Origin of the sequence: Kitasatospora aureofaciens, assembly GCF_019192735.1 — a bacterium.
GTDB lineage: Bacteria > Actinomycetota > Actinomycetes > Streptomycetales > Streptomycetaceae > Kitasatospora > Kitasatospora aureofaciens_A.
Genome location: NZ_JAHTKP010000048.1, coordinates 13,661 through 37,904 on the forward strand (window position 1 = coordinate 13,661; position 24,244 = coordinate 37,904).

Below are 24,244 nucleotides of genomic sequence, written 5' to 3' on the forward strand. Positions count from 1 at the left end.
GCTTGCTACGCGGCCCTGGCCGGGTACTCGGTCCAGGCGCGGATGGGTGAGTCGGGGGCGAAGTTGGTCTTCGGTTCGGCGCGGGCGTTGTGCCAGCGGACGTAGGCGCCGATGGCGGCGTTCTGCTCGCCGTGACTGCGGTGGTCGGTGCCGTTGAGCGCGAAGTAGCGCAGGGCCGCGAACTCGGACTCGATCCAGTTCAACCACGACCCGTAGGTCGGCAGGAAGACCAGCTCGACTTCGTTGGCTGCGGCCCAAGCGCGGACGTTCGGGTGCTTGTGTGGGGAGAAGTTGTCCAGGACGACGTAGAGCTTCTCCCCTGGCCAACGGGCACGCAGGACCTTGAGCAGGCCGAGGAACTCACGCCATCTCTTACGTTTCCGGATGCGGTAGTAGATCTTTCCGGTGGCCAGGTCGAGGGCGGCGAGCATGTGCATCACGCCGTCATAGCGGTTGTAGGTGGCCCGCAGCCGGCGCGGGGACCGGAACGGCCGCCAGGCCTTTCCCTTACGCGGCATGAGGTTGAGCGGGCCGAACTCGTCGACGCAGACAACCCTGCCGTCTATCGGCGGGGTGTCGTAGAGCTCCAGGACCCGGTGCATCTTGGTCAGGAAGTCGGGATCGCTGGAGGACTTCCAGGTCGTGGTGGTCTGCCAGGAGATCTTGCCCTCGTGCAGGATCCGGCGCAGGGTCTCGCGGCTGATCGCGGGCACCACGTGGCGGTTGACCAGGTGCTCGGCGAGCTTGGTCAGGCTCCAGGTGGAGAACGCGGCGATCTTCCAGTCAGCGGGGGACGTCCGGGCAATCAGGCAGATGCTTTCGCGCACCTGGTCACTGATCGTTCTGGGGCGTCCCCCGCTCCATTTTGGGTCCAGCGCGTCGAACCCCCGCTCGTTGAACGCGTGGATGACATCGCGTACATAGTCCTCGCTGACGTGCAGCAACGAGGTGATATCCCGCACCGCTTGGCCCTGCGCTGACATCAGCACCACGATCGCGCGCCGCAGCCTGACCGGGTCCTTCGAGGTCCGGCCGATCCGCTGCAGTCGCCGACCCTCCTCCATGCTGACTGGCCGGACGAACACTCCCGGACGACGCCCCACGATCACCTCCAAGATCAGATCCTGGAGACAGCCTGACGACGGACGCACGACATATCAATTACCAGGTCAACCATCTGAGCCGAGCCACTAGCTGGTAGGGCGCATCAGCAGCAGGTCCTCGCCCCAGGCATCCAGCGTCGGAGCGTGGCCTGCCGCCCTGGCTGCCACTTCGACCTGGGCGAACAGCCGCTGTTGCAGTGACACATCACCAGTCCGCTGGATCTGCCCGATCGTTTCGAGCAAGACCCCGGTGTCCCATCCCGGCAGGGGGAACCTCTCCAGTTCCCAGGCGAGGTACTTGTTGTACGGGGGAGGCCGGCGGTCGAGGGCGAACAGCAGCTCCAGCAGGTAGCCGATGCTCTCGGCGGCATCGAGGTGGGCGGCCAGGCTGCGGCCGTCGCGGGCGTTCTTCACCGAGCGGTACAGCCAGTTGGCGTAGGCGTCCAGCCAGTTGGCGGCAGCCGTGTGTGCCTCCTCGGGGCCAAGTCGCCCCTTCGCCGCGATGATCTCCGTGATCTCGCCGCCGGTCCGATCGAGCAGAACGCGGGCCCGGGCCAGGGCGTAGCGCTCCAGGCCCGCGCAGTGGCGAAGCGCTTCGACAGTGGTGACGACGACGTCGAGTGCGGCGGAACGGTAGCCGTCGAGAGCGGCGAGGTCGGTCGTGGCGGCGTCCGCGAGGATGAGGTAGACGTCGTGGTCGGAGTGCTCTGTGGCCATGCCGTCGTGTGTGTGGGAGCCCTTGAGGACGAGTCCGATCACGTCGGGCTCGGCGATGGCCCGGTCCAGGAACGCCTCGTAAGTGAGCGACGACGGCGAGAGCACGTGTTGATCTCCAGTCATTTCTGCGTCGGAAGGGTTTGCGCGGCGGCCGGCACCCGCACCAGGCGTTCGCGAGCTGCGGTATCCATGCCGCCCACCATGCCGGCCCGGCCCGGCCGACGGCGACGGGATTTGGTCGACTCCGGGCGCGGCATCACCAGACGTCGACATCGAGCCCGGCGGTCGTTGATCTGACGACAAGTCAGTGATTATCGGCCGGCGTCATGATCTTCGGAGGGCGCCTCGGACCAAGGCGCGCCCACGGATTCGATACGGCCCGCGGACTTGATTCAGGGAGAACCATGCGTGGCACCATGCTCGCCGACCGCTACCGGCTGGTGGACTGGCTGGGCGGTGGGTCGATGGGCGACGTGTGGCTCGCCGAGGACGAGGTCCTGGGCCGCCGGGTGGCGGTCAAGGTCGTGAAGCCCGCCCTGTTGGACGAGCCCGGGTTCGCCGAGCGCTTCCATGCCGAGGCCTGTGTCATGGCGAAGCTGCGGCACCCGGGCATCGTCGGCGTCCACGATTACGGGCACAGTGCCACGGACGGGCAGCGCTCGGTCGCGTACCTGGTCATGGAGCTGATCGACGGAGAACCACTGAGCGCCGTGCTGGAGCGCCGCGGCAGCCTGCCGGTGGCGGAGACCCTCCGGATGGCGCTCCAGGTGCTGGAAGCGCTGGAGGCCGCGCACGAGTCCGGGGTGGTCCACCGCGACATCAAGCCGGCCAACCTGATGGTCCGTGGTGGTCAGACGGTGATCGCGGACTTCGGCATCGCCCGGCCCGGGTGCGACGCCCGGCTGACCGTACCGGGGGTGGTGCTCGGCACCGCCGCGTACCAGGCGCCGGAGCAGGCCTCCACCGGGACGGTCACCGCCTCGGCGGACCTCTACGCACTCGGCGTGGTCCTCTACGAATGCCTGGCCGGGAGGCTGCCCTTCGACGGGGAGACCGCCCTCAAGGTCATCCTCAAGCACCTGACGGAGCCCGTGCCCCCGCTCCCCGACGAGGTGCCCGAGCCGGTGTGGGCGCTTGTCGAGCGGGCGATGGCCAAGGAACCCGGCGAGCGCTGGCCCGACGCGGCGGCGATGGCCGAGGCGGTACGGGACGCCCTTGCGGTGGTCGGGGAGGACGTGCCGCCGGCCCCGGACGGACCCCGGTCGGTCGTCCGGCGTACGCCCCGTGCCGGTTTCCGTCGGCGGACGCTGATCGCGGTGGCGGTGATGGCCCTGCTGTGCGTGGGCGGGGCCACCGGAGCGACGGTGATCCGGCCGGGCCAGGGCGACCCGCCGAGCGGCGACGCCGTCGTTGCCGAGCCGACGGCCGACCCCGCGCGGCCCGTCGGTCCCGTGCCGGTGGATGTCGGCCGCCCGCTCGGCGGACTGCAGTCGACCGAGGCGACGACTCCGGTGCCGTCCGCCAGCCCCAGCGCGGGCGACAGCCCCACGCCCGGCGTCGGGCCCGCGTCCGCCATCGGCCGGACCTCCATCGTGCCCACCCGGCCGGACGCGTCCGAGCCGACCCCCGCCGCGTCCAGCCGGCCGGCCGCGCCCGCCGTCGGCCAGACCGCCGCCGCACCCGCCCAGTCGGCCGCGCCCGCGCCGACCTCCGCGGCCCCGCGCCCGCCCGCTTCCCCCGAACCGACCACGCCCACGGCGCCTGCGACGCCACCGCAGCCCACGCAGCCGCCGAAACCGGAGCCGCAGCTGCCCGCCGTGGCGCAGTTCACCACCGGCGGTGTCGCGTTGGACAACTCCTACTCCACCGACAAGGACGGCAACCTGGTCGGCACCTACACCGTCAACCACTCCCCGGCGCAGATGTGGCGGCTGGAGAAGTTCTCCGAGGGGAGGTACTACCTGCGCAACGCCTCCAGCAGCTTCACCAAGGTGCTGGATCTGGACCTGGCCACCGGGAAGATCCAGATCTGGACGAATCCGCCGGGCGCCGAGAACCAGCTCTGGTCCTTCGTGCCGGTGTCGGGCGGCTACCAGATCGTCAACTCCTACACCAAGCAGTGCCTGACGTCCGACGGACCTGCCCAGTGGGCCAGAGTGCAGGCCTGCTCGACCGCGGACAACCAGGTGTGGACGGTCTCCTGAACCGTCTTGCCGTCAGCCGGGACGGCCACCGCGGGGCGGTCTGTCCAGCGGCTTTGTCCCGTGCCAATGCATCTTGCGGGCCGACTGACCACGGCGGGCGCCCGCCGGTAGTCTCCGGCCGTTCAGAGTTCGAGAGCGGCGAACACCCAGAGACGGCCGGGCAGGACGGCATAGTGCACGATCGCATCGGCGGTGGCGACGACCCTGACCGTCGGGTCCGCGTCGTAGCGATCGGCCTGAGGCCAGGAACAAGGATCCGCCTCAGCCTTCTCCAGGGCGCTGCGCAGCTGCTCGCGGACGTGCTGGGGCATGGAACGGATTGCCTGGCCGGCCTCGGAGGAGAACTTCGCCGGGTGGTGCTCGCTCACCTGAGGACCTCGTTCATGGTCATGGCGCCGTCTTCAGGAGGGCCTGCAGCGCGGGGGCGCTGTCGCTTTCGGTGCGGACCACGCGCTCCTTCTCCTGCTCGGGCGGTTCCACCTGGATCGTCATGGGTCTCAGTGTGACTGAGCGATCAATTGAGACACCAGGAAGTCGGCTTTCTCGGTTGGGTGCGGCTCTTTTGCAGTGACCTTGCTGATCAGGACCGAACCGCCGGCCTTGATCACCTTGACAGCTTCCGGACGGTGCTCGTCGGTGCTGAACCCAGGCGGTTGATTGACAATGAAGTCAAACGGCTGCTTGAGTTCACGGCATGGCAACGGGAAAGGCGGACCTGCGTCGAGAAGCCGGTCAACGCACGCGGGACGGCTTGCTCGCGGCCACTCTGGAGCTGCTGGCGCAGCGGGGTCAGGAGGGCCTGACGCTCCGCGAGATCACGGAGAGTGCCGGGGCCAACGTGGCTGCCGTCAGCTACCACTTCGGATCGTTGAAGGCGCTGTGTGACACGGCGATCGAGCACGCGCTGGAGCGATACCTGGACGCGCAGATCGAGGCGCTGGGTTTCCTGAGCAGTGGGGTGACCTTGGAGGAGTTGGCCGCGGCGTTCGCCCGGCCGATGGTGGGCGCGCTCGCCGCAGGCGGGCAGGACCTGGCGGTCATGCGGACCGTGGCCCGCGTCGGCATCGATCCGCCGCAGGGGTGGGATCGTTTGGCCGGCAAGTTCGAGCGGGCTCGTCAGGACGCCCTGCGGGTGTTGACGGTGGCCCTTCCCGAGGTCGACGAGCAGGAGTTGGTCTTCCGCACGCGGTGCGCGGCCGGAATGCTGAACTGGCTGGTGCTGGCGCCCATCGGTGTCGAGTTGGCCGCCGAGTCCGCCGAGCGGATCGAGCGGCTGCTGGTCCCCGTGCTGGCCGGGGCGTTCCGGGGAGCCCCGAGCCGCGGCTGACCAGGCCGAACGCCACAACGTCCGAACAATTCAAACGACTGCTTGACAAGGGGCTCCCGTCCGGTGATGCTTTCAAGCAAGCATTTGATTTGCTTCGCTGAAGGGGAGAGAGCGCAATGACGACCGACGCAGAAGCTGTGGTCCGCGCCGCTTACCACGCGGCCGAGGGCAGCACCATGGACGTGCAGGGATTCATCGACCTGTTCGCCGAGGACGGCGTGTTCAACAACGTCGTCGCCGGCGAGACCTACCGCGGCGAGCACCTGGGCGACCAGGTCGCCTTCATGGGCAAGCTGGCGCCCGACGTTCACCGCGAGCTCCACCGGTTCCACGTTCTGGGCAACATCGTCTCCGTCGAGCTGTCGATCCGGGGGACGTTCATCGGGCCGTTCGAGACGCCCGCCGGCGTCATCCAGCCGACCGGCGCCAAGCTCGACATCCCGACCGCCGACTTCTGGTACATCGAGGACGGCAAGATCAAGGAGTTCAACTGCTACGTCGGCCTCAGCGTCATGCTCGCCCAGCTGGGAGTACGGCCGGACTTCGCCTCGGCCGTCACGGCATCGACCGCCGCGGCGAGCTGACCGGCCCGACCGAACGTGACGAAGGTGCGCGCCCGGCCCGTAGGCGCGCACCTTCGTCGTCCCATCCGCCCCCCGCGATCGGGCAGTTCAGGCGAACTGCGCGATCGACAGCCCGACGAGGAACAGCCCAACGGCGGAGTGGTCGCCGACCCCTCCCGCAGCACGGTCGAGTGCCGGCGGCGCCGCCGGGCTTCCGTAGCCGTCCGGCTGCCACCATCTGAGACGGATGGGACAAAACGGCCGTCCCGGTGCCCACGGCACGGGGCGGCCGGACGTCCAGGTTCAACGTGTGCGGCCGGACTTGCTGGTCTCCGGGAAGGAAGTCGCAGCTGCCGTGCCCCCGACGCGGGAAGGGCGTCGGGGGAACGGCCGCCGCCGGCCGGTCGGCCTCTAGGCCTGGTAGGCCGCGGAGATCTGGCCGACCAGGACGGCGAACGGCATGTCGAGGGCGGCGTAGAGGTCACCGGCCTCGGGGGCGGCGTTGTCGGCCAGGGCCTCGACCATGAGGGTGGCGTAGTCGCTGACGATGACGCCCGCCTGCTGCATGCGCAGCAGTCCGGCCTCCCGCTTGGTCCGGCTGAAGGTGCCGGAGGCGTCCACGGCGACGTACGCGTCGTACCCGGCGGCCGTCGCGGAGATCGCGGGCAGTGCCGCGCACACCTCGAGCGACACGCCGGCGAAGATCAGCTTCTGCCGGCCGGTGGCCTCGATGGCCTCGCGGACCCGGTCGTCGTGCCAGGCGTTGACCGTGCTGCGGTCGGTGATCTTCAGTCCGGTCGGCAGTGCCCGGACCAGCTCGGGGGCGGTCGGCCCCCACATGCTGTCGGCCGCGGTGGTGGTCACGATCAGCGGGATTCCCAGGACGGTCGCCGCCCGCGCCAGCGCGACCACGTTGTGCTTCAGCTCGCCGACGGGGATGTCCCGAACGCCGGACAGAAGGCCTACCTGGTGGTCGACCAGCACCACGGCGGCGTTCTCCCGGGTGATCGGCTCCAGGAACTTGCTGCGCTCGCTCATCTTCCGCTCCTTCGGGGTTGAGCCACAGCTCCATTGGTCACTAGACTTGATAGTCACGTTTCGTGACTACTTCGACGCTATACCTCGGCCCCCGGGAGCGCAAGCACCGGGCGGGGCGGGTCGCCCGGGGCCGGGGTGGCGATGTCCGGGCCTATCGGCGGGCGACTAAGATCGCCGGTCACACAGCACAGCGGCGGACGGCCGCCGAGACGGGAGAGACGTTGACCGGGCATCAGGCTGCGGAACCGGACCTCGGCGTGCTCGCCGCCCAGGTCCTCTTCTCCGTTCAGCGTGAGCTGTTCACCGCGCTTGCCGAGCAGGGCTTCGACGACATCCGGCCCCGCGCCGGCGCCGTCCTCGCCCACCTGCGAGCCGACGGCATCCGTGCCAGCGAACTCGCCCGCGCCTCCGGACAGCACAAGCAGGTCATCGGCACCCTCATCGACGACCTTGAACGCCTGGGCTACGTCGAACGCAAACCCGACCCCGCAGACCGCCGCGCCAAACTGATCCACCCCACCGAACGCGGGCTGCTCCAGATGGAGGCCGCCGCCTCCATCATGCGCACGATCGAGGAACGCCATGCGAAGGCACTGGGCAAGCAGGAGTACGCCGCCTTCAAGACGGCTCTCCATCGCGTGGCCGATCTCCAGCGCAGGTCCGGCGCGTAGCCCCGGCCGGCGCCGATTGGGGAGCCGGGCAGGCCCGCGTCGGCTTCGGGAAACGTCGCCGGCCACACCCGTGCCCCGGCGGGTATGAGCGTGGCTGCTCCGGGCAGCACCTGGGGACCGGTTGCGGAACGGATCCGGGACGAGGCCACCGACGACTGGAACGACCAGGTCGCCGTCGACCGCTTCACCGGTAAGGGCGGCACGTTCGCCCGGGGACGCGCCCGGCTGGTGGGTCCCGGGCGGGTCGAGGTGGACGGGCAGGAGTTCACCGCGCGGCGCGGCGTGGTGCTGGCCACCGGCAGCCGTCCGGCGATCCCGCCGGTGCCCGGTCTGGACCGGGTGCCGTACTGGACGAACCGGGACGCGGTCTCCGCGAAGGAGCCGCCCGCCTCGCTGCTGGTGCTCGGCGGCGGGGCCATCGGGCTCGAACTCGCCCAGGCCTTCGCCCGCTTCGGCACCCCGGTGACGGTCGTGGAGGCCCTGGACCGGCTGCTGCCCGCCGAGGAGCCCGAGACCGGCGCCCTGCTCGCCGAGGTGCTCGGCGCGGAGGGGATCGCCGTCCGCACCGGCGCGCGGGCGACCGGCGTGCGCCACGACGGGGACGGATTCCGGCTCTCCCTCGACGTCGGCGACGAGGTGACCGGGCACCGGCTGCTCGTCGCGACCGGGCGCCGTCCCGTCCTCGCCGGTCTCGGCCTGGAGACGGTCGGCCTCGACCCGGCCGCCCGCGCGCTGGCCGTCGACGGACAGCAGAGAGCCGGTGACCGGCTCTGGGCCGTCGGCGACCTGACCGGCCGGGGTCTGTTCACCCACGTCGCGATGTACCAGGCGGAGATCGCCGTCCGTGACCTCCTCGGCACACCCGGTCCGGACGCGGACTACCGGGCGCTGCCCCGGGTGACCTTCACCGACCCCGAGGTCGGCTCGGTGGGCCTGTCCGAGCGGGCCGCCCGCGAGCAGGGCCTGACCGTGCGGACCGGCACGGCCCGGATCCCGTCCTCCACCCGGGGCTGGATCCACAAGGCCGGCAACGAGGGCCTGATCAAGCTGGTCGAGGACACCGACCGGGACGTCCTGGTCGGCGCCACCTTCGTCGGCCCGATGGGCGGCGAGGTGCTGTACGGGCTCGCGGTGGCCGTCCAGGCCGAGGTGCCGGTCGAGCTGCTGCGGCACATGATCTACGCCTACCCGACCTTCCACCGCGCCGTGGAGGACGCGCTGCGGCAGCTGCGCTGATGGCTACGCCGGCTTACTTGGCCTACGCTCAGCGCCGGGCGTTCTGGGACGCGGGCAACGGGAAGTTCATCCTGGAGACCCTGCTGACGGACGGCAAGACGCAGCCCGGCCAGGGCATGGTCACGGACCACGACCCCCACCACCAACCGGGCCCACCTGATCCAGAACCAGAGCGGGAATGCCAATCAGCGGTGGGCATTTCATGATGCCGGCAACGGCTGGTACTGGGTCACCAGTGACACCGACGGCGACAGCCTCGCCGCCAACAACTCCGGCGGGGTACACCGGCTTGGCCGGGTCGATCTGCTGGGCCTCGGCGATGGGGTTCAGGCTCGTGGATCCACTGGTCCAGGAGCGACGTCATGTTCCTCGTCAGGACGGGACGAGGACGCCGACGCCGGTGATCCGGTCGGCTGCGAGGTCGGCGAGCGCGGCGTCCGCCCGGCTCATCGGGTAGCGCCGGACGCGGACGGTGGGGCGGTGCCGGGCGGCCTCGGCGAGGTAGGCCCGGCCGTCGGCGCGGGTGTTGGCGGTGACGCTGCGCAGCGTTCGCTCCTGGAACAGGTGCTGCTGGTAGTCGAGGCGGGGGATGTCGCTGAGGTGGATCCCGGCGACCGCGAGGGTGCCGCCGCGGTCGAGCGCGGCGAGCGCCACCGGCACCAGGTCGCCGGCCGGGGCGAACAGGATGGCGGCGTCCAGCGGTTCGGGCGGCGGGTCGTGGGCGCCGGCGGCGGAGGCCGCGCCGAGTTCGAGGGCCAGGCGCCGGGCCTCGGCGGAGCGGGTCATGACGTGCACGGTGGCGCCGCGGGCCAGTGCCAGCTGGGTGGTGAGGTGGGCGGAGGCGCCGAAGCCGTACACACCGAGGCGGCCGCCGGGCGGCAGTTCGGCGCGTTCGAGGGCGCGGTAGCCGATGATGCCGGCGCACAGGAGCGGGGCGAGTTCCTCGGCGGGCCGGTCCTCGGGCAGGTGGTAGGCGTAGCGGGCGTCGACGACGGTGCGGTCGGCGTAGCCGCCGTGCAGGTCCCAGCCGGTGTAGCGGGAGTGTGGGCAGAGGTTCTCCCGCCCGGCCCGGCAGTAGCGGCAGACGCCGCAGGTGCCGGCGAGCCAGGCGGCGCCGACGCGGTCGCCGACGGCGAAGCCGTCCGCCGCGGGCCCGGCGATCCGGACCCGTCCGACGATCTCGTGGCCGGGGGTGCAGCGGGGCAGGTGCGGGTGCAGATCGCCCTCGGCGAGGTGCAGATCGGTGCGGCACACGCCGCAGGCCTCCACGTCGACCAGCAACCGGGTGGGCCCGAGGGCGGGCAGCGGGTGTTCGACGTGGCGCAGCGGTCCCTCGGCCGCCGGTGCCGGGTGGTCCACCACCCAGGCGGTGGTCGTGCGCTCCGTCGTTGTCGTGGTCACGGCCGTCACCTGGACCTGATGCTACTCCGCTTCCCTGCGGCGAGCCGTTCCGTGTGGTGAGTGGAGTCCGTGTGGTGAGTGGAGAGTGACCGCCTTGCGATTGAGGTGACCGCCCGTGCCGGGTGTGGTGTCCGCCAACCACAATGGTGGTGGGCGACCGTCCGCGACCTCGCCCGTCACTGGCTCGCGGTCACACGTCCCAGGTGACCGGGAGGCTCTTCACCCCGTAGATGTCCGCGGTCTCCGGGCGCAGGCCGACCTCTTCGGCCGGTACGGCCAGGCGCAGCGTGGGGAAGCGGTTGACCAGCGCGGGGATCGCGACACCCATCTCGACGCGGGCCAGCTGCTGACCCAGGTCTCGCGACAGTACGTGTTTGGCACAAGTCGAAAGCTACGTTGCATTCAGAATGGCCGTCAATCGGTCGAAAGCATTATCCCAGGTCTATGGGGGCAAATTGATGCAATGACGCTGGACTCGAATGCAACGATGCGTTGCAATGACTGGCGGCGAAGGCAATACTGACGGCATGCCAGGAGGACGACTGACCCAGCAGGAACGCCAGCGCATCGCGGCCGGACTCGGCGACGGGCTCTCCTATGCCGAGATCGCCAGGCGGCTCGACCGGCCGACCTCGACGATCAGCCGGGAGGTCGGACGCAACGGCGGCCCCGGCGGCTACCGGCCCCAGCAGGCGCACCAGGCGACGGTCCAGCGTGCGCGGCGTGGCACACCGGCACCGCCACACGCGGGCGAACCGCCGGGCGGCACGACGGGAGAGGGGATCATCGAGATGGCGGTCAGGACCGGGCTGCCGAGGATGACAGCGCGCGTGCACGTCGACCTGTTGCTGTCCGAGGACGGCAGGCGCACCGCAGCCGAGTTGACCCGCAGGCTGAAGGTCAGCCCGGCCTCCGTCTCCGTGGCCGTGAACTACCTGGTCCAGCACGGGTATGTCCGGCGCGAGCGCGATCCGCAGCGGCGTCGCGACGTCTACGTGGTCGACGACGAGGCCTGGTACCACTCGATCGTGATCGGCTCGCGGCAGACGCTGGAGGCGGCGCAGGCCGCGACGGCGGCGGCGGAGGCGTTCGGGCTCGACGGGCCCGTGGGACAGCGGCTGGCCAGGGGCGGGACGTTCCTGGAGCGGGTCATCCAGGACATGATGGAGTCGGCCGACCGCTGGCGCGCCCTCCTGACGTGACGGGTCTCAGCCGAACCACCCGGGGAGCCGGCTGACGGTCTTGTTGGCGTGGGGCGGTGCCTATTCCGGGGCCAGGGTTGCGATCAGTTCGTCGAGCAGGTCGCGCAGTTGCGCGCTGCGCTCGGGGCCGAGGGCGTCGGTGATCCGCTGTTCGGTGTCGAGGATGACCGCGTCGGCGGCGTGCAGTGCGGTGAGGCCGGCGGCCTCCTGGAACGCCGCACCCACCCCCGCCACCGCAACGCAACGACCTCACCCGAACGGCCTACGGATGACGGACATCCCATGTCCGACGTCGCACCGGCATTCGCGCCGGTCACCACGTTCCGATGGTCCTCCACGGATACCGAGGACCGGTTCCCGGTGGAGGACCCGGCGACCGGCGAACTCATCACGCTGGTCCAGGGCGGCGGCGCGAAGGAGGTGGACGCGGCCGTGCACGCCGCCCAGCACGCATTCGCCTTCGACTGGCGCCACCGGACCCCGCAGGAGCGCGCCCGCACCCTCCTGGCCTGCGCCGCCGTACTGGAGGCGCACGCCGAGGAGTTGGCCGTGCTCGAATCCCTGGAGAACGGCAAGCCGGTTGACAGCCGAACGCCTCCTCTCCCTCAAGGCGACGACGAGGGAGTGGGCATGTCGGTGTCCAGGACTGCGGTGCGGAGGGCGGCGGCCAGACGGGTGACCGCCTCGGTCGGTGGGTGGGGCAACCTGGCGAGGAGCAGGCGCCGTTGCTCCTGGGGCCCGCCGCGTACGGGGAGGACGCGGACACCCGGCGGCACGGCGGAGGCCAGGGCGGCAGGCACGGTGGTCAGCCCGCAGCCGGCGGCGACGAGGTGGAGCTTGGCCAGCCAGTCGCGGGCGGTGAAGGCGATCTCGGGCCGCTCGTCCAGGCCCGGCCATACGCCCAAGAGGTGGTCCTCTCCCGAGGAGGAGCCGACGATCCAGCGCTGTCTGCGCAGGTCGGCCACGTCGACGTAGTCGCCGCGAGCGAGCGGGTGGGTCGTGGGGACCGCGAGAAGCAGCGAGCGTTCGGTGAGCGTCTGCACGGCGAGCGGGGGCGACTCGGCGTCCGGCGGGCGGAACGGCGGCGCGGAGGAGAGCAGCGCCAGGTCCAGGCTGCCGGCCCGAAGGGCGCGCACCAGCGCCGGAGTGCCGCCCTCACGGCCGACGACGTGCAGGCCCGGGTCGGTGCGGCGCAGCGCGGCGAGGGCTCGGGGCACCAGGACGGCGCCGGCGCTGGGGAGCCATCCCAGCCGGACCGTCCCGGCCTGCCCCGGCAGGACCGACAACTCGCGTGCGGCGGCGTCGATCTCGTCGAGCACGACCGTCGTACGACGCATGACCACCCGCCCGGCGGCGGTGAGCCGTACCCCGTCGCGCCGCCGCTCCAGGAGCTCGGCTCCTGCCGCACGCTCGATGGAGGCGATCTGCCGGGACACCGCCGACTGGGTGTAGCCGAGCGAAGCCGCGGCCGCGGTGAAGGTGCCCTGTTCGGCCACGGCGCGGAAGACCCGCAGGGCGGTCAGCGACACATCGGTGAAGTCCATGACGGTGATTCATACCACCCGTGCACAACTTCCGTTGGACGCATGGATCCCGCGGAGACGGCTTCCCCCGGAGGAGGGCCGCGCCACCTACGGTGTGGTCAGGACGAGTGTGTTGACCGTCGCACCCGTGCGGGTGTTGATGATCCGGCCGGCACCGGGATTCTCGGGGCCGAAATGTCTCACCAGTGTTCCGCTGATCCGACCGTCCACGATGAAGGGCCCGACAACCACCGGCACCCGCACGTCGCATTGGCGGCCAGTGGCGGGCGCCAGGAACGGCATGTCCACCAGGTCGGAATCAACCCGGCGCTGGAGAACTACGGCCGCCTTCGCCGCGCGTTCACCGATCAGGGCGTGCCAAGTGCGGTCGTCCACGTCCGCGCCGAAGACGACGCCTGTGCCGTTCGCGCCGATCGCGGGCTTGAGGACCAGGTCGGTGCGGTCGGCCAGGGCGCGTTCCAGGAGTTCCGTGCGCTGTGCGGGTGGCTGCCGGGGGCCGGTCCAGGCGGTCCATGGCACGTACTTCTCGACCAAGGCCCGATCCTGTGGTGCGAGCAGGTCGAGATCCTCGTGGAGCCAGGCCAGTGCCTGCTTGTTGTTCAGCATGCGCATGGCCTCGGGGAGGAGCAGCTGGACGGTGCCGGCCGCCAGCGCGGTCCGGACAGCCTCCACGCCGTCGTCGGCCCCGGTGGCCCGGGCACCGGCGAAGCAGTTGAACACCACGTCGACCGGCCCGCCGTCCGCGAGAAGGTGACCGTCGCTGTCTGTGCGCAGTCGGCTCAGGTCCTCCTCGACGACGTCGAGTCCCAGCGCCGAAACGGCCTCGACGGTGGGACGCAGATAGCCGCGCAGTGCCTCGCGGGTGCCCAACCTCCCCGCCGGACCGACGCGGCTGGCCCAGGTCGGCACCAGCACCCGCAGCCGACCGCCGGGCCGCCCGGCGGCGATACCGGCGAGCAGCTCGGTCCGCGCCCGGTGGGTCGAGGGCGGCGCACTCCACCGGTCGGGCACGAGGCCGGCGTAGGCCGAGGCCATGTGGTCCAGCGCGGGGAAGCCATAGAGGGCGATGGCGGTGTTCAGCTCCACGAACTGCGGCACCCCGTCGCAGAGCAGCACGTCGGGACGGGCGATGCGCAGCAATGGCGTGTCGTTCAGCGCCGCGGCGCGGTCCAGCCACAGGTGTGGGCGCAAGTCGCCCAGCAGTTCGCCGAGTTCGCCCGCGGTGCGGGCCCGGCGCAGGCATGTCTCGACGGTCAGGGTGAGGATCCGATGGGCGATGCGGCCGAGTTCCCGGTAGCCGTCGGCGTCCAGGACGAGCGGGCGCATCGGCTGCCACTCCTCGTTCGCCGGCCAGCCCTCCAGCCGCCCGTGCTCCCAGCGGCCCTCGGCCGCGCGACGTTCCAAGTACTGCGTCTGCTCGGTGGGGGACATCTGCTCCCAGCGGTCGCGCAGCACCAGCGTCGTGGGCGGACCGGCCGTCCGCCCGTTGCCCACCTCGGAGGGAACCGCACGGGCCACGGGCCGAGGTGTCAACATGGCGCCTCCTCGAAGGTGTACATCGCGTTCAGCGTGTCGACCATCAGCCGGCCGTGGTCGGTCAGCTGTCTGCCGTCCGGCGTGGCCAGCGCCCGTCGGCTGACCACCCGGCCCAGCGGCGCACCCGGTTGCAGCACCGTGCCCGGTCGTGCCAACCCGACCAGGACACTGTCATCGGGCCCGCACTCCAGGAGGCCGTACCCGTCGCCACACCGCCGCACCGCACCGGCCTCCCAGTGGTAGCGGCCGCTGCGCGGTGCGGCGCTCAACCGGGCGGGCGCCGCAGTGTGACGGACGACCAGCTGGGCGGCGTCCACGGGGTCGAAGTCCGGCTTGGAGAAGGTGCCGAGGCCGCGCCGTTCCAGGACGTGCCGCAACATCGCCGGCAGCCCCGCGCGCTCCAGCTCGACTTCCCCCAGCAGCCAGGTGGACCCCTGCACCCGGCAGTTCATCTCCAGCACAACGACCGACTCGCCCTCCACAGCGAGGTCGACGCCGAACACGCCCAGGTAGCCGAGGCCGGCGAGGCCGCGGCCGATACGCTCCACCAGGTCGTGACAGCGGGTCAGCACCCCTGGAGCGAGATGCGAGGGGGCCCGGTAGTCGCAGCCGGAGTACCAGCCGAACGCCGAACCGATCCCCTGAACGTCGGTGAGCTGCATGGACGGGCGGAGCACCGTGGGTGTGCCGTCACTGCCCAGCAAACCGTGATAGTTGAGCGTGATGTCGCCTGCGTACTCACTGACCAGCCAACGCTCACCCGGCTCGATGCGGTCCAGCACATCGTCACGGTCCAGGTCGACCAGATAGGTCCCCTTGCCCGAGGAACCGTATGGCTGCTGGACCACGAACCTGGCGCCGAAACGGCGCCGAAGCCTGTCCGGATCAAGGTCTCGGACCACCGTACTGTCCGGGGTGGGAAGTCCCAGATGCCGGAACCAGTCACGCATCGCGGTCTTGTCGAGCTGGGCCTCACAGACCGGCAGGGGCGGCGGGGCAACGACCCTCACGCCGAGCCGGTCGAGTTCGGGCTGCCATTCTGTTCGCAGCGGCAGGTACGAGGCAAGGGACAGCTCGCGCCCCTGCCACCGCGCACCGACGAGGTCGGGCAGCCGGTCCATCAGGTGGCCCATGTCCCTCCGGGAGTCTCCATCGTCCCGGGTCCGGCAGAGTTCCTCCGTGGACACCAGCTCGGCGCCGAACCGGTGGGCCCAACCGGTGTCGGCGGTCTCGCAGGTGAGAAGCACGGACAGGCAGCCCGTACGCAGCAGCGGGAGCATCGACAGGGCGCGGGCGGAGAAGCCGATGCCCGGCACGGCGCGCAGCACGCGCCCGGCGTCCTCAAGTGAATCGATCACACGCCGATGGTCCTCACCTGCGGACCTCGGTCCATGGTTCTGGCAGGTGGTGTCGGGGGTGCCGACAGCCGGGCCCTATCATGCCCGGATGACCGGGCCTGGACGTCGTCACCTCGTGCTGATACCGGCCGCTGCGCTTCGGGGCCGCCTACGGCACGCTCATCGGACCGCGGGCACAGGTCCGGCTCTCGCGCTCACGTCGGCGGCGCGGGTTCGACGGCGTCGAAGCGCAGGCCGGAGGAGGGGCCGGAGAGCAGCGGGGCCCGGGTGCGCCGGGTCCACAGGACGGGCGCGCCGGTGGTGGCGCGGGCGAGCAGGGTGCGCCGTTCCAGCCGGATGCCGGTGGGCGGGATGCGGTCGGGCGCGAGCTCGTGGGCCCGGCCGGTGGGATCCGCCGGGTCCAGCAGGAAGGCGGAGACGGGCGGATCGCGGCGGGTCGGCGTCCCGGCGTAGGCCATTTCGACCAGGCGGCCCTGCTGGTAGCGGATCCGGGTGTGGCCGTCGCCGTCGGGCCGGTCTTCGAGCGTGTACGGGTACCAGGCCTTCGGCACGTCGGTGGCGGGGACGTAGCGGAGGGTGGGCGGGGGGCCGAGCGGCTGCTCCTCGGGGACGGGGCCGTCGCCGGTGGTGCGCCGGCCGTGGTCGACGGCCCGGCCGGCGACGGTCTCCTCGACGGCCCAGAGCAGTTCGGCGTCCTCGTCGGTGCCGATGGTGACGACGTCCAGTGGGTTCCCGGTCAGCGGGTTCTCGGCGACCGGCCAGATCGGCAGCCGGCGGCCGTCGAATCCGTGGACCCGGAACAGCGACCAGTCGGGCCCCGGGTGCGGCACCGCCCAGGTCTTGCCGAAGCTGTCGAGGACGGTCAGGTCCTCCACCACCAGGAGGTGGCCGGCCCGGCCCGGCAGCGGGGCGAGGAACCAGTCGTCGCCGTGGCCGAGGACGATGTCCAGGACGAGGGCGGAGGCGAAGTGGGCCCGGTCGGGCGGCAGTCCGCCGAGGTCGACGCGGTGGTCCTCGATCTGCCACCAGCGGAGTGCGGGGGAGCCGGGCAGCCGGAAGCGTTCCGGCCAGACGGACGCGGTCTGGCCCTCGCCGCTGGTTCCGGGCGTGGCGGGCCGGGCGTCGACGGTCCACCAGTCGGTCTCCCCGCCGTCGTGGGCGGGGACGGCCAGGGTGCCCTCGGCGCTGGGGAAGGCGGTGGCGTGGTCGAGGGTGTCGGCTCGCCAGGTGTCGGGCAGCGGGCCGGGGACCTCCGCGAAGACGGCGGCGATCGCCGGGTCGGCCAGCAGGGTGGTGTCGTGGGCGATCGAACGCCCGTCGAAACCACGGCCGTTGAGCGCGGTGTACGGCTCGGTGAGGTCGCTGAACAGGTGCGCGGCGGGCAGCGCCGAGGCGGCGGCCTCCGAAGCCGCCCGGCCCAGCCGGATTCGTCGGCCGGTGGTCCACCAGTCCTCCGGGCCGGTCTCGATGGCGGCCTCGGCCGGTACCGTCAACGGGTCGAGGCCGGGTCGGCCGGCGATTGGTCCGATCGGCACGTGCCGGAGTGCGGCGGTGACCAGGACGGGGCTGGTGGCGTTCTCGCCCTGGTGCTCGCCCAGCTGCCACTGCCGGCCCACCAGCCAGGCCGGGTCGGCCAGTTCGGCGGCGAATCCGCGCTCCGGGTCGCCGGCCGGCCGGGCCGGTTCCAGGCGCAGGTGGAGGCCGTCCGTCGTTTCGTGCATCACCACTGTGTTCATCACCAGTCCTCGGGGTCGGCGTCCGGGCGGAACTGGAAGCCGCCATGCTCGAAGGCGGGCAGCAGGGCGGAGGGCAGCAGCAGGTCCAGCACTTGCAGGTCCTCGCTGCGAGCCATCCGGGCGTGTGCCGTCAGCCGGGCCTCGGCCACGATCGCGGGCAGCTGGTCGGCGTCGATCGTGCCGCCGGGGGTGGCGGGTACGGCGAGCAGGACGGCCTGCGGCGGCCGGGCGGCCGGGGCGGTGAACGCGAAGGCCGCGCCGGCCGGTTGGACCGGCTCGGGCTGGTCGGGGCCGGGCGGCACCCAGCCGACCGGCACGGTCTCGGCCCAGGTGTCGAGCACGCCGACCGCCACCGGGCCGGCGGCGGGCAGCTGGTCGGGGCCGAAGGCCACCAGCAGGCGCGGGTCGCCGCCCGCGGGGCCGCCGGCCGGCCGGGTGGCCAGCGGCTGCTGGAGCCAGGGGTCGCCGGGGTGGGTGCTCGCCACCGCGAGCCGGGGGACCCGGTCGAGGTCGCAGCGGGCCTGGTGGGCCTCGATCCCGGCCAGGGCCGGGCGGACGGCGGCGATCAGTTCCAGCCACTGCGATTCGAGCTTCCCGTGGTCCGGGACGAGCGGGCCGAGCCGGCCGACGTCGAGGGCGGCGAGGACGGGCAGCCGGTCGTGGCCGACCGCCAGGCGGCTCAGGTCGGCAGCCAGGTGGTGCGCGGGCCGGTCGGCTGCTGCCGGGCCGAGCGCGGCGAGGCGGCCGTCGAGCGTTTTCTTCGCCCGGGCCTGCCGGTCCTGGAGGCTCTGGGCGGGATCGGTGAGCAGGGGGTCGGCGGCGGGCGCGATGCCGAAGGCGCGGGCGCGGGTCAGGCTGTCCGGCGTCCGGGTCTGCAGGTCCTGGGAGAGCCGCCGGGCGAGGGTGCCGAGGACGTCGAGGCGGGTGGCCAGCGCGGCGGCCACCTGGGTGTCCAGGGCGGGATCGTCCAGGCCGAGGTCGGCCGCGGTGGGCGGGCGTGCGGTGAGGGTGGCGGCCAGTCGGCGGACCAGGTCCGCTGCGGCGGGTCGCTTCACCAGGCTGGGCAGGCTCGCCGGGGTGGGGCCGCTCGCCGCCTCGGCGGCCAGCCGGTCGAGGTCGGCGGGGCCGAACGCGAGGGTGTCCGGCGGGGTGAGTTCCAGATCCTGCAGGGTGATCTTGACGTCGCCGTGGTCCGTCGCGACGCTCCAGGTCCAGTCCGGGCCGGCCGCGGAGCCGCCGGCGCGGTCGAGCCAGTCGGCCAGGGCCGGGCTGGCCACCGCCACCGGCGCGCCGCCGGGCGGCGAGCGGTCCGGCAGGACGGCCAGCACGGTGGTGTGGACGGTGCGTCCGGGGCGGCGGGTGCGCAGCACGTCCAGGTCGGGCGGGGTGGCCAGCCCGGCGGCGGCGTCCATGGTGCGGCCGGCGGCCTCCGGGCGCCCGCAGACCACGTCGTGGACGGCCTCGGCGAGCAGCAGGTCCGCGTAGGTGTCGACGACGGGGCCGAGGTCCCGGACGGCGGCGAGCTGAGCCGGGGTCAGGCTGACCGGAGGGTCGGTCAGGGCGGCGGCGGGCGTGTCGGCCGGGCCGGAGCCCGGCGCTACGGAGCCGTCCCGGCCGAGGGCCGCCCGCAGGACGGCCAGGCCGTCGCAGGTCCGCCGCCCGGCGTGTTCGGTGCGCAGCGGGAAGGCGGCGCGGACCCGGTCGATCACGTCCCGTTCAGCCAGGGCCTGTTCGACCAGCCGTCCGACGGCCTCGCCGGGGTGGGCGCCGATCCGGATCTCCTCGGCGAGCCGGGCGGCGGCGCGGACCTTGGCCGAGTCGACGTCGAACCGCCAGGCGGGGCCGGGGTGGCGCAGCGCCTGGTCGCGCAGCAGGACGGCGGTGTGGGCCTGGAGGTCGGAGGGCGCGAGGAGGAAGCCGACGTCGGCGCGGGGCCCGGGCTTGCCGGTGAACGGCCGGTCGGCCCAGGCGTACAGGCCGAGCGGGCGGGGCGAACCGGCCGGCACGTCGGCGAGGCGGTGTTGGGCGAGGCCGGTGATCCACGGGTCGATCCGGTGCCCGGCGGTGTCGAGCAGCGCGCCGAGGGCACGTTCCAGGGCGGCGATTTCGGTGCGCTGGACGGCGGGGTCCCGGTTGGCGAGGTCCTCCGTCCACTGGCGCAGCCGTTCGAGGGCCTCGGAGAACCGCTTGTAGGCCTCTTCACCGGGGCTGGCCGGGGTGGGGCCGACGGCGTCGAGGGCGCGCACGCCGAGGGCCTTGTCCCCGGGCTGGGTCACCGGTTCGGGGTCCGTCCGGCCCGCGGTGGCCTCCAGCCCGGTGACGACCAGCAGCCGGAACAGCAGCGACGACGGCCACCAGTCCATCGGCGGCTCGGGGTCGAGGAGGAGGCGCAGTTCAACGGGGGCCGGTTCGCCGAGGGTGAAGACCGCGGCCAGGAAGCGGTGCATTTCGGCCAGCCACCGGGCCGGTGCCTCGGCGAGCATCTCCTGGGCCTTGGTGAGGGTCATGCGGGGCTCGGCCCGGGGCGAGCCGTGCGGTCCCGGCAGGATTAGCCCGAGGTCCAGCGGAACGCTGTCGCCGGTCTCGGCCGGCATGGCCCCGGGCGCGGCGCCGAGCAGGGGGAGGACGCCCTGGTCGGCGCACTGCTTCCACCAGCTGACGGCCTGGCCGAACTCGGCCGGGGACAGCGCGGGTTGCAGGGTCGCGAGCAGGAAGACGAGGCGCACGTCGTACCTGGTGGAGACGGGGGTGCGGGCCAGTAGGTCCCACAGCTGCTCGCTGTCGGCCCCGACCACTGTCGGCGGCGGGGCAGGTGCTCCAGGCGCGCCGGCGGGGGAGGCAGCGGCGTCGGCGACGGCCGCGCGGACGGGCGGCAGGTGGGCGGCGAGGGCGGCCTCGACGGGGACGGGCTCCGGCGCGCTCTGCCAGTCCGTCAGGGTGGTGACCGGCCACAGGCCGTACGGCTGGGCGCCGATCCGCACCGGTGGCCAGGGCCCCTGCGGCCGGAGCCACTCCTCGGCCCATTGGCCGAGGTGGACCGCCGCGCGGCCGTCCGGGCCGGTGATCTCCCAGAGGTGGTGCAGGGTGTGGCCGAAGAGGCCCGGGAACAGCAGGGTCAGCAGGTCGTCGCGCGGCCAGGTGCCCGGGGTGTCGGAGCCCGGCACCCGGGCGAGGCGGTTGGGGTCGCCGGTGAGGGCCAGCGAGAGGCCGACGTCCTCGCCGCTGCGGGGGTGTTCGGCGAGGGCGCGCCAGACCTGCGGGTCGGCGGCGAGGTCGGCCGCGGGGGCACCGGCCACGGTGTGGACCGGGGTGCCGGTGCCGGCCAGGCCCAACTGCCCGGCGGTGAGGTGCCGTTCGAAGAGTTCGGCGGCCTGGGTGGTGCCGAGCCCGGTGACGTACAGGCAGCGGATCGCCTCGGGGGCGATGCCCTGGGCGGTGAGGTCGACGGTGAAGGTCAGTCCGGCGGCGGCGAGGGTGTCCCAGGTGATCCAGGTACCGTCGGCCTGCGGGTTCAGGTCGAGGGCGCCGACGGTGCTGGTGGCGAGCCGGACCGGGCCGGCCGTCCCGTCGTCGGCGTACAGCGTGATGTGCTCCGGCAGGCCGAACAGCCGGGTGCGGCGGGGCCCGGGGGCGGTGGTGATGTGGGCGGGGGGCTCCGGGCCGTTCGGGCCTTGGACGGGCGGGAAGGTCCGGGCCAGCCAGGCGGCCCGGCCGGGGCCGAGCTGGCCGGCGAGCCGATCGAAGGCGGCTGCCGCGGCGGGGGAGGCCGGTGCGTCGGGGGTGCCCAGCAGCGGGCCGCCCGCGGCCCGGACGGCGAGCCGGAGCAGGTCCAGCTCGTCCGGGGTGGGGGCGGGGTCGTGCCGGTCGTACCAGCACACGTCGGGGATGACCAGCACCTGGAGCCGCCGGCCGGTCGTCGGGTCGTTCGGACGGTTGGGGATCTGCTCACCGGGGCCGTAGAAGCGGGTCTCCAGCCGGGCGGGCAGCAGGATCGCGCTCGGGGCCTGCATCACGCACCGCCTGCCAGGTCGCGGCCGTTGAGCAGGACCCGGACGGGCGGGTCCAGGCTGGCGGCGGCGACCGACTGGGACGGCCCGGCGACGGTTCCGTCGTTGGGGTGGGGCATGGCCGAGGAGCGGAAGCGGAAGCCGGGCGGGGCCTGTTCGACGACCACGAAGTACGTGGTGGCGAGGGACGGCGGGTCGATGTCGAAGGCGAACAGGAGCAGGCTCGGCGTGATCCGCGCGGCGAACGCCGGTTCCTTCCGCGCGCCCTGGGAGATGTCCGCCTGCTGCCAGTCGTTCTGTTGCGGGGCCAGGTAGACCAGGGTGCCGGGGTAGCGGCGGAACAGGTCGGTGCGGAAGGCGACGACCAGGCGGCGGCGTGCGGTGCCGCCGGGGCCGTGGCTGTCGTCGCCGAGCGGGAGGCGGCGGGGATCGGTGGCCGGGTCGGTGCTGTCGGGCGGGCCGGTCCAGGAGTCGATGCCGATGATGTCGGTGTCCTGGCGCAGCGCGTTCGGGTCGGTGGCGGAGGGGGCGTAGCGGTCCCAGAACCGGCGCAGCGGGGTGCAGCCGGTCGGCAGGCGCAGATTGTGCCAGCGCAGTTCGCCGAGGGCCTGGGTGTTGGCGCCGGTCAGGAAGGCGTCGACGAAGACCGGGTTGGCGGCCAGCCCGACCACGTCGCCGTCGGCGAGGGTGTGGGCGCCGGGCAGCAGCCACTCGCGGCCGGTGTCGCGCAGCCAGCTCCAGACCGCGACGTCCAGCGGCAGGCAGGGTTCGCGCGGGGCCAGCGGCTGCGGGTCGGGCGGGTCGATCGTCGCCAGGACGCGGGGTACGGCGACCGGGTCGGTGGTGGGGTCGAAGGCCCGGGTGAGTACGGCGGCGAGCTTGACCAGGTCGACGGGGCGCGGCGGACGGCGATGGGGTGTGCCGAAGCGTTTGCTCGCGGCGGTCACCGCCGGGCTGCGGTCGTTGCCGCCGAGCGCGGCCATCAGCTCGTCGCTGTTTCGGACCGGCCTGCCGCCGACGTTCCTCAGCGCCCTGGCCAGCAGGTCGGCGTGGGCCACGCCCCTGGTGAGGCGCGGGTCGCCGTGGGCTTCGGCGGGGCGGTGGACGGCCGGGCGTTCGGTGTTGGCGGCGGCGAAGAGGCCGGCGTCGTCGAGCGCGCCGGGCGCGGTGTGGCGGTACCGGGCGGCGCCCGGCCGCAGGACGCGCCGGGCGGCGCTGGTGAACAGTGCGCGGGGCAGGGTCCGGTGGCCGCCGGCGACCAGGTCCAGCAGCGGCTCCTCACGTGCCGGGTCGTCCCCGGTGGCGGCGATCCGGCCGAGTGCCAGGCCGAACGTGCGGAGCTGGTCGGACGGGCTCGCCGGGCCGCGGACCTGCCAGAGCGAACGGGCGGCGGCGAGGCCGGCCACCAGGGCGGAGATGCGCTGGTTGGCGGCGGCGGTGGCGCCGGCCCGCTCCGCGGCGGCGGAGGTGATCTCGTCCTGGAGGGCGGTGGCGGCGCTCAGGCCGAGCCCGGCCACCGCGCGGTGGCGCGGGTCCTCGTCGATCTCCCGCACCCAGCCGCCGGCCGGTGCGCCGTCCAGCGGCCGGGCCCGCCAGGCCCCGCCGTAGACGGGTGGGCGCAGGTAGGGCCGGCCGGCGGCGTCTTTGCCCCGGCAGTTCGGGTCGGTGCTGCCGCCGCAGGTGTGGTCGGGGTCGAACCGCAGCAGGGCGGCCAGCCGCGCCGCTGCCTGGTCGGGGCGGGGACCGTCGGGGTCGGCGATGCCGGTGAGCGCGCCGCGGACCTGGACGGTGACGGCGGTGCCACCGGTGAGCTCGGGGCCGATCCGGACGGGGACGCGGCCGAACTGCTGGTGGCCGGGGGCGGCGTGCAGCTGCTCGGCCAGGGCACGGAAGTCCGTCTCGCCGGCGACCGTCCGGAACACCCAGTGGTACAGAACGGGGACCCGCACGCTCTTGGTGCCGTCCCAGCGCGCCGTGCCGTCGGCGGCGAACGCCGGTACCAGCAGGGCGTGGTACGTGGTGTCCGGGCTCAGGCAGGCCAGGACCGAGCCGGTCGGGTGCTCTGCCGAGCCGGTCGGGTGCTGTTCGAGGCGGCGCAGGCAGAGCACCCGGCCGACCTGCCGGTCCGACCCCGGATACAGCTGGACGTGGGCGCTCCAGGCCGACTTGCCCAGCGGGTGGGACTGTTGGAGGGCGACACCGAGTTCGACGGTGCCGTCGCCGAGCGGGACGAACTCGTCCGCGGTCACCGCCAGCAGGGCCGGCCAGGGCCGCATCTGCCCGTCCGCCCCGGCCCCGTCGGGGCTGTAGCGCCACGGCAGGTCGGGTTCGGCGAACTCGACGTACGGGCAGAAGGTGATCTCGGCCTGCGGCTCGCCCGGCCGCGGGTAACAGGCGGTCACCGCGCCGGGCAGCAGACCCTGGACGTCCGCCGGGCCGTACAGCGCGAAGTCGACGGTGTCGTTGGCCTGTTCGCCGGTCGAGGCGGTGGCGGTGAGCGCGACCTTCCCCCTGGCCCGGCCGTCGACGCCGGTGGCGGCGAGGGTCGCGCCGCCGCGGCGCTGCCAGGCGTGGAACGTGTAGCTGCCCGGAGTGGTCATG

At 72.9% G+C, this 24,244-nt stretch carries 18 protein-coding genes and 2 pseudogenes; 7 read left to right on the forward strand and 13 right to left on the reverse strand.

Annotated elements, in window-relative coordinates; all coding sequences use genetic code 11:
• Positions 1-5 precede the first annotated feature (5 nt).
• Positions 6-1,109 carry an IS630 family transposase gene (locus tag KV557_RS31370; protein WP_308130167.1) on the reverse strand — a complete coding sequence of 368 codons (1,104 nt, stop codon included), beginning with the start codon at positions 1,107-1,109 and terminating at the stop codon, positions 6-8.
• A gap of 81 nt (positions 1,110-1,190) precedes the next feature.
• Positions 1,191-1,943 carry a hypothetical protein gene (locus KV557_RS31375; RefSeq protein ID WP_218204942.1) on the reverse strand — a complete coding sequence of 251 codons (753 nt, stop codon included), beginning with the start codon at positions 1,941-1,943 and terminating at the stop codon, positions 1,191-1,193.
• A gap of 281 nt (positions 1,944-2,224) precedes the next feature.
• On the opposite strand from KV557_RS31375, the gene KV557_RS31380 reads away from it, so the two are divergent.
• Complete coding sequence (locus tag KV557_RS31380; protein WP_218204943.1) at positions 2,225-4,024, forward strand: serine/threonine protein kinase; 1,800 nt, start codon at positions 2,225-2,227, stop codon at positions 4,022-4,024.
• Positions 4,025-4,146: 122 nt separating this feature from the next.
• Here KV557_RS31380 and KV557_RS31385 read toward each other — a convergent pair whose 3' ends face one another.
• Complete coding sequence (locus KV557_RS31385) at positions 4,147-4,392, reverse strand: hypothetical protein (protein ID WP_218204944.1); 246 nt, start codon at positions 4,390-4,392, stop codon at positions 4,147-4,149.
• Positions 4,393-4,775: 383 nt separating this feature from the next.
• Here KV557_RS31385 and KV557_RS31390 point away from each other — a divergent pair, with 383 nt between their 5' ends.
• Together KV557_RS31390 and KV557_RS31395 are read left to right on the forward strand one after the other, a co-directional pair.
• Positions 4,776-5,351, forward strand: coding sequence for a TetR/AcrR family transcriptional regulator (locus tag KV557_RS31390; protein WP_256178237.1), 576 nt, complete (start codon positions 4,776-4,778; stop codon positions 5,349-5,351).
• A 116-nt stretch (positions 5,352-5,467) separates the two neighbouring features.
• Positions 5,468-5,935, forward strand: coding sequence for an ester cyclase (locus KV557_RS31395; protein ID WP_256178238.1), 468 nt, complete (start codon positions 5,468-5,470; stop codon positions 5,933-5,935).
• Between the two features lie 390 nt (positions 5,936-6,325).
• On the opposite strand, the gene KV557_RS31400 is transcribed toward KV557_RS31395, so the two are convergent.
• Complete coding sequence (locus KV557_RS31400) at positions 6,326-6,952, reverse strand: isochorismatase family protein (protein ID WP_218204946.1); 627 nt, start codon at positions 6,950-6,952, stop codon at positions 6,326-6,328.
• Between the two features lie 221 nt (positions 6,953-7,173).
• Between KV557_RS31400 and KV557_RS31405 the strand changes: the two genes are divergently transcribed.
• Together KV557_RS31405 and KV557_RS31410 are read left to right on the forward strand one after the other, a co-directional pair.
• Positions 7,174-7,623 (forward strand): MarR family winged helix-turn-helix transcriptional regulator, encoded by a 450-nt coding sequence (locus KV557_RS31405; RefSeq protein ID WP_218204947.1) that lies wholly within the window; start codon positions 7,174-7,176, stop codon positions 7,621-7,623.
• Between the two features lie 84 nt (positions 7,624-7,707).
• On the forward strand, positions 7,708-8,859 hold the full coding sequence (locus KV557_RS31410) for a dihydrolipoyl dehydrogenase family protein (RefSeq protein ID WP_218204948.1): 1,152 nt from the start codon (positions 7,708-7,710) through the stop codon (positions 8,857-8,859).
• Between the two features lie 372 nt (positions 8,860-9,231).
• On the opposite strand, the gene KV557_RS31415 is transcribed toward KV557_RS31410, so the two are convergent.
• Positions 9,232-10,260 (reverse strand): zinc-binding alcohol dehydrogenase family protein, encoded by a 1,029-nt coding sequence (locus tag KV557_RS31415; protein ID WP_218204949.1) that lies wholly within the window; start codon positions 10,258-10,260, stop codon positions 9,232-9,234.
• A 190-nt stretch (positions 10,261-10,450) separates the two neighbouring features.
• Positions 10,451-10,618: pseudogene (locus KV557_RS31420) on the reverse strand (cytochrome P450); the annotation flags it as partial.
• A 169-nt stretch (positions 10,619-10,787) separates the two neighbouring features.
• On the opposite strand from KV557_RS31420, the gene KV557_RS31425 reads away from it, so the two are divergent.
• Positions 10,788-11,462 (forward strand): GbsR/MarR family transcriptional regulator, encoded by a 675-nt coding sequence (locus KV557_RS31425; protein ID WP_218204950.1) that lies wholly within the window; start codon positions 10,788-10,790, stop codon positions 11,460-11,462.
• A gap of 60 nt (positions 11,463-11,522) precedes the next feature.
• On the opposite strand, the gene KV557_RS31430 is transcribed toward KV557_RS31425, so the two are convergent.
• Entirely contained in the window at positions 11,523-11,687 is a 165-nt protein-coding gene (locus tag KV557_RS31430) for a hypothetical protein (RefSeq protein ID WP_218204951.1), read from the reverse strand.
• 57 nt (positions 11,688-11,744) lie between these two features.
• Between KV557_RS31430 and KV557_RS44975 the strand changes: the two are divergent.
• Positions 11,745-12,035 (forward strand): annotated as a pseudogene (locus KV557_RS44975) (aldehyde dehydrogenase family protein); the annotation flags it as partial.
• Between the two features lie 32 nt (positions 12,036-12,067).
• Here KV557_RS44975 and KV557_RS31440 read toward each other — a convergent pair.
• The 6 genes from KV557_RS31440 to KV557_RS31465 form a co-directional block, all read right to left on the reverse strand.
• Positions 12,068-13,006 (reverse strand): LysR family transcriptional regulator, encoded by a 939-nt coding sequence (locus KV557_RS31440; RefSeq protein WP_218204952.1) that lies wholly within the window; start codon positions 13,004-13,006, stop codon positions 12,068-12,070.
• 87 nt (positions 13,007-13,093) lie between these two features.
• Complete coding sequence (locus KV557_RS31445) at positions 13,094-14,524, reverse strand: hypothetical protein (protein WP_218204953.1); 1,431 nt, start codon at positions 14,522-14,524, stop codon at positions 13,094-13,096.
• Between the two features lie 11 nt (positions 14,525-14,535).
• Positions 14,536-15,900 (reverse strand): ATP-grasp domain-containing protein, encoded by a 1,365-nt coding sequence (locus KV557_RS31450; protein WP_218204954.1) that lies wholly within the window; start codon positions 15,898-15,900, stop codon positions 14,536-14,538.
• A 194-nt stretch (positions 15,901-16,094) separates the two neighbouring features.
• On the reverse strand, positions 16,095-17,636 hold the full coding sequence (locus tag KV557_RS31455; RefSeq protein ID WP_218204955.1) for a hypothetical protein: 1,542 nt from the start codon (positions 17,634-17,636) through the stop codon (positions 16,095-16,097).
• A complete protein-coding gene (locus tag KV557_RS31460; RefSeq protein ID WP_218204956.1) occupies positions 17,636-21,646 on the reverse strand; it encodes a hypothetical protein in 4,011 nt (1,336 codons plus the stop codon). Before KV557_RS31460 ends, KV557_RS31455 begins: the two co-directional genes overlap by 1 nt.
• Positions 21,646-24,243: a hypothetical protein gene (locus KV557_RS31465; RefSeq protein ID WP_218204957.1), complete on the reverse strand. Its 2,598-nt coding sequence runs from the start codon at positions 24,241-24,243 to the stop codon at positions 21,646-21,648. The genes KV557_RS31460 and KV557_RS31465 overlap by 1 nt, the downstream gene beginning before the upstream one ends.
• Position 24,244: the final 1 nt, after the last annotated feature.

Bases quoted from the DNA above. Each gene is read 5' to 3' on its own strand.
- KV557_RS31375 (WP_218204942.1), bottom strand. From the start codon at position 1,943: ATGACTGGAGATCAACACGTGCTCTCGCCGTCGTCGCTCACTTACGAG.
- KV557_RS31380 (WP_218204943.1), top strand. From the start codon at position 2,225: ATGCGTGGCACCATGCTCGCCGACCGCTACCGGCTGGTGGACTGGCTG.
- KV557_RS31395 (WP_256178238.1), top strand. From the start codon at position 5,468: ATGACGACCGACGCAGAAGCTGTGGTCCGCGCCGCTTACCACGCGGCC.
- KV557_RS31400 (WP_218204946.1), bottom strand. From the start codon at position 6,952: ATGAGCGAGCGCAGCAAGTTCCTGGAGCCGATCACCCGGGAGAACGCC.
- KV557_RS31410 (WP_218204948.1), top strand. From the start codon at position 7,708: ATGAGCGTGGCTGCTCCGGGCAGCACCTGGGGACCGGTTGCGGAACGG.
- KV557_RS31425 (WP_218204950.1), top strand. From the start codon at position 10,788: ATGCCAGGAGGACGACTGACCCAGCAGGAACGCCAGCGCATCGCGGCC.
- KV557_RS31440 (WP_218204952.1), bottom strand. From the start codon at position 13,006: ATGGACTTCACCGATGTGTCGCTGACCGCCCTGCGGGTCTTCCGCGCC.
- KV557_RS31455 (WP_218204955.1), bottom strand. From the start codon at position 17,636: ATGAACACAGTGGTGATGCACGAAACGACGGACGGCCTCCACCTGCGC.
- KV557_RS31460 (WP_218204956.1), bottom strand. From the start codon at position 21,646: ATGCAGGCCCCGAGCGCGATCCTGCTGCCCGCCCGGCTGGAGACCCGC.
- KV557_RS31465 (WP_218204957.1), bottom strand. From the start codon at position 24,243: ATGACCACTCCGGGCAGCTACACGTTCCACGCCTGGCAGCGCCGCGGC.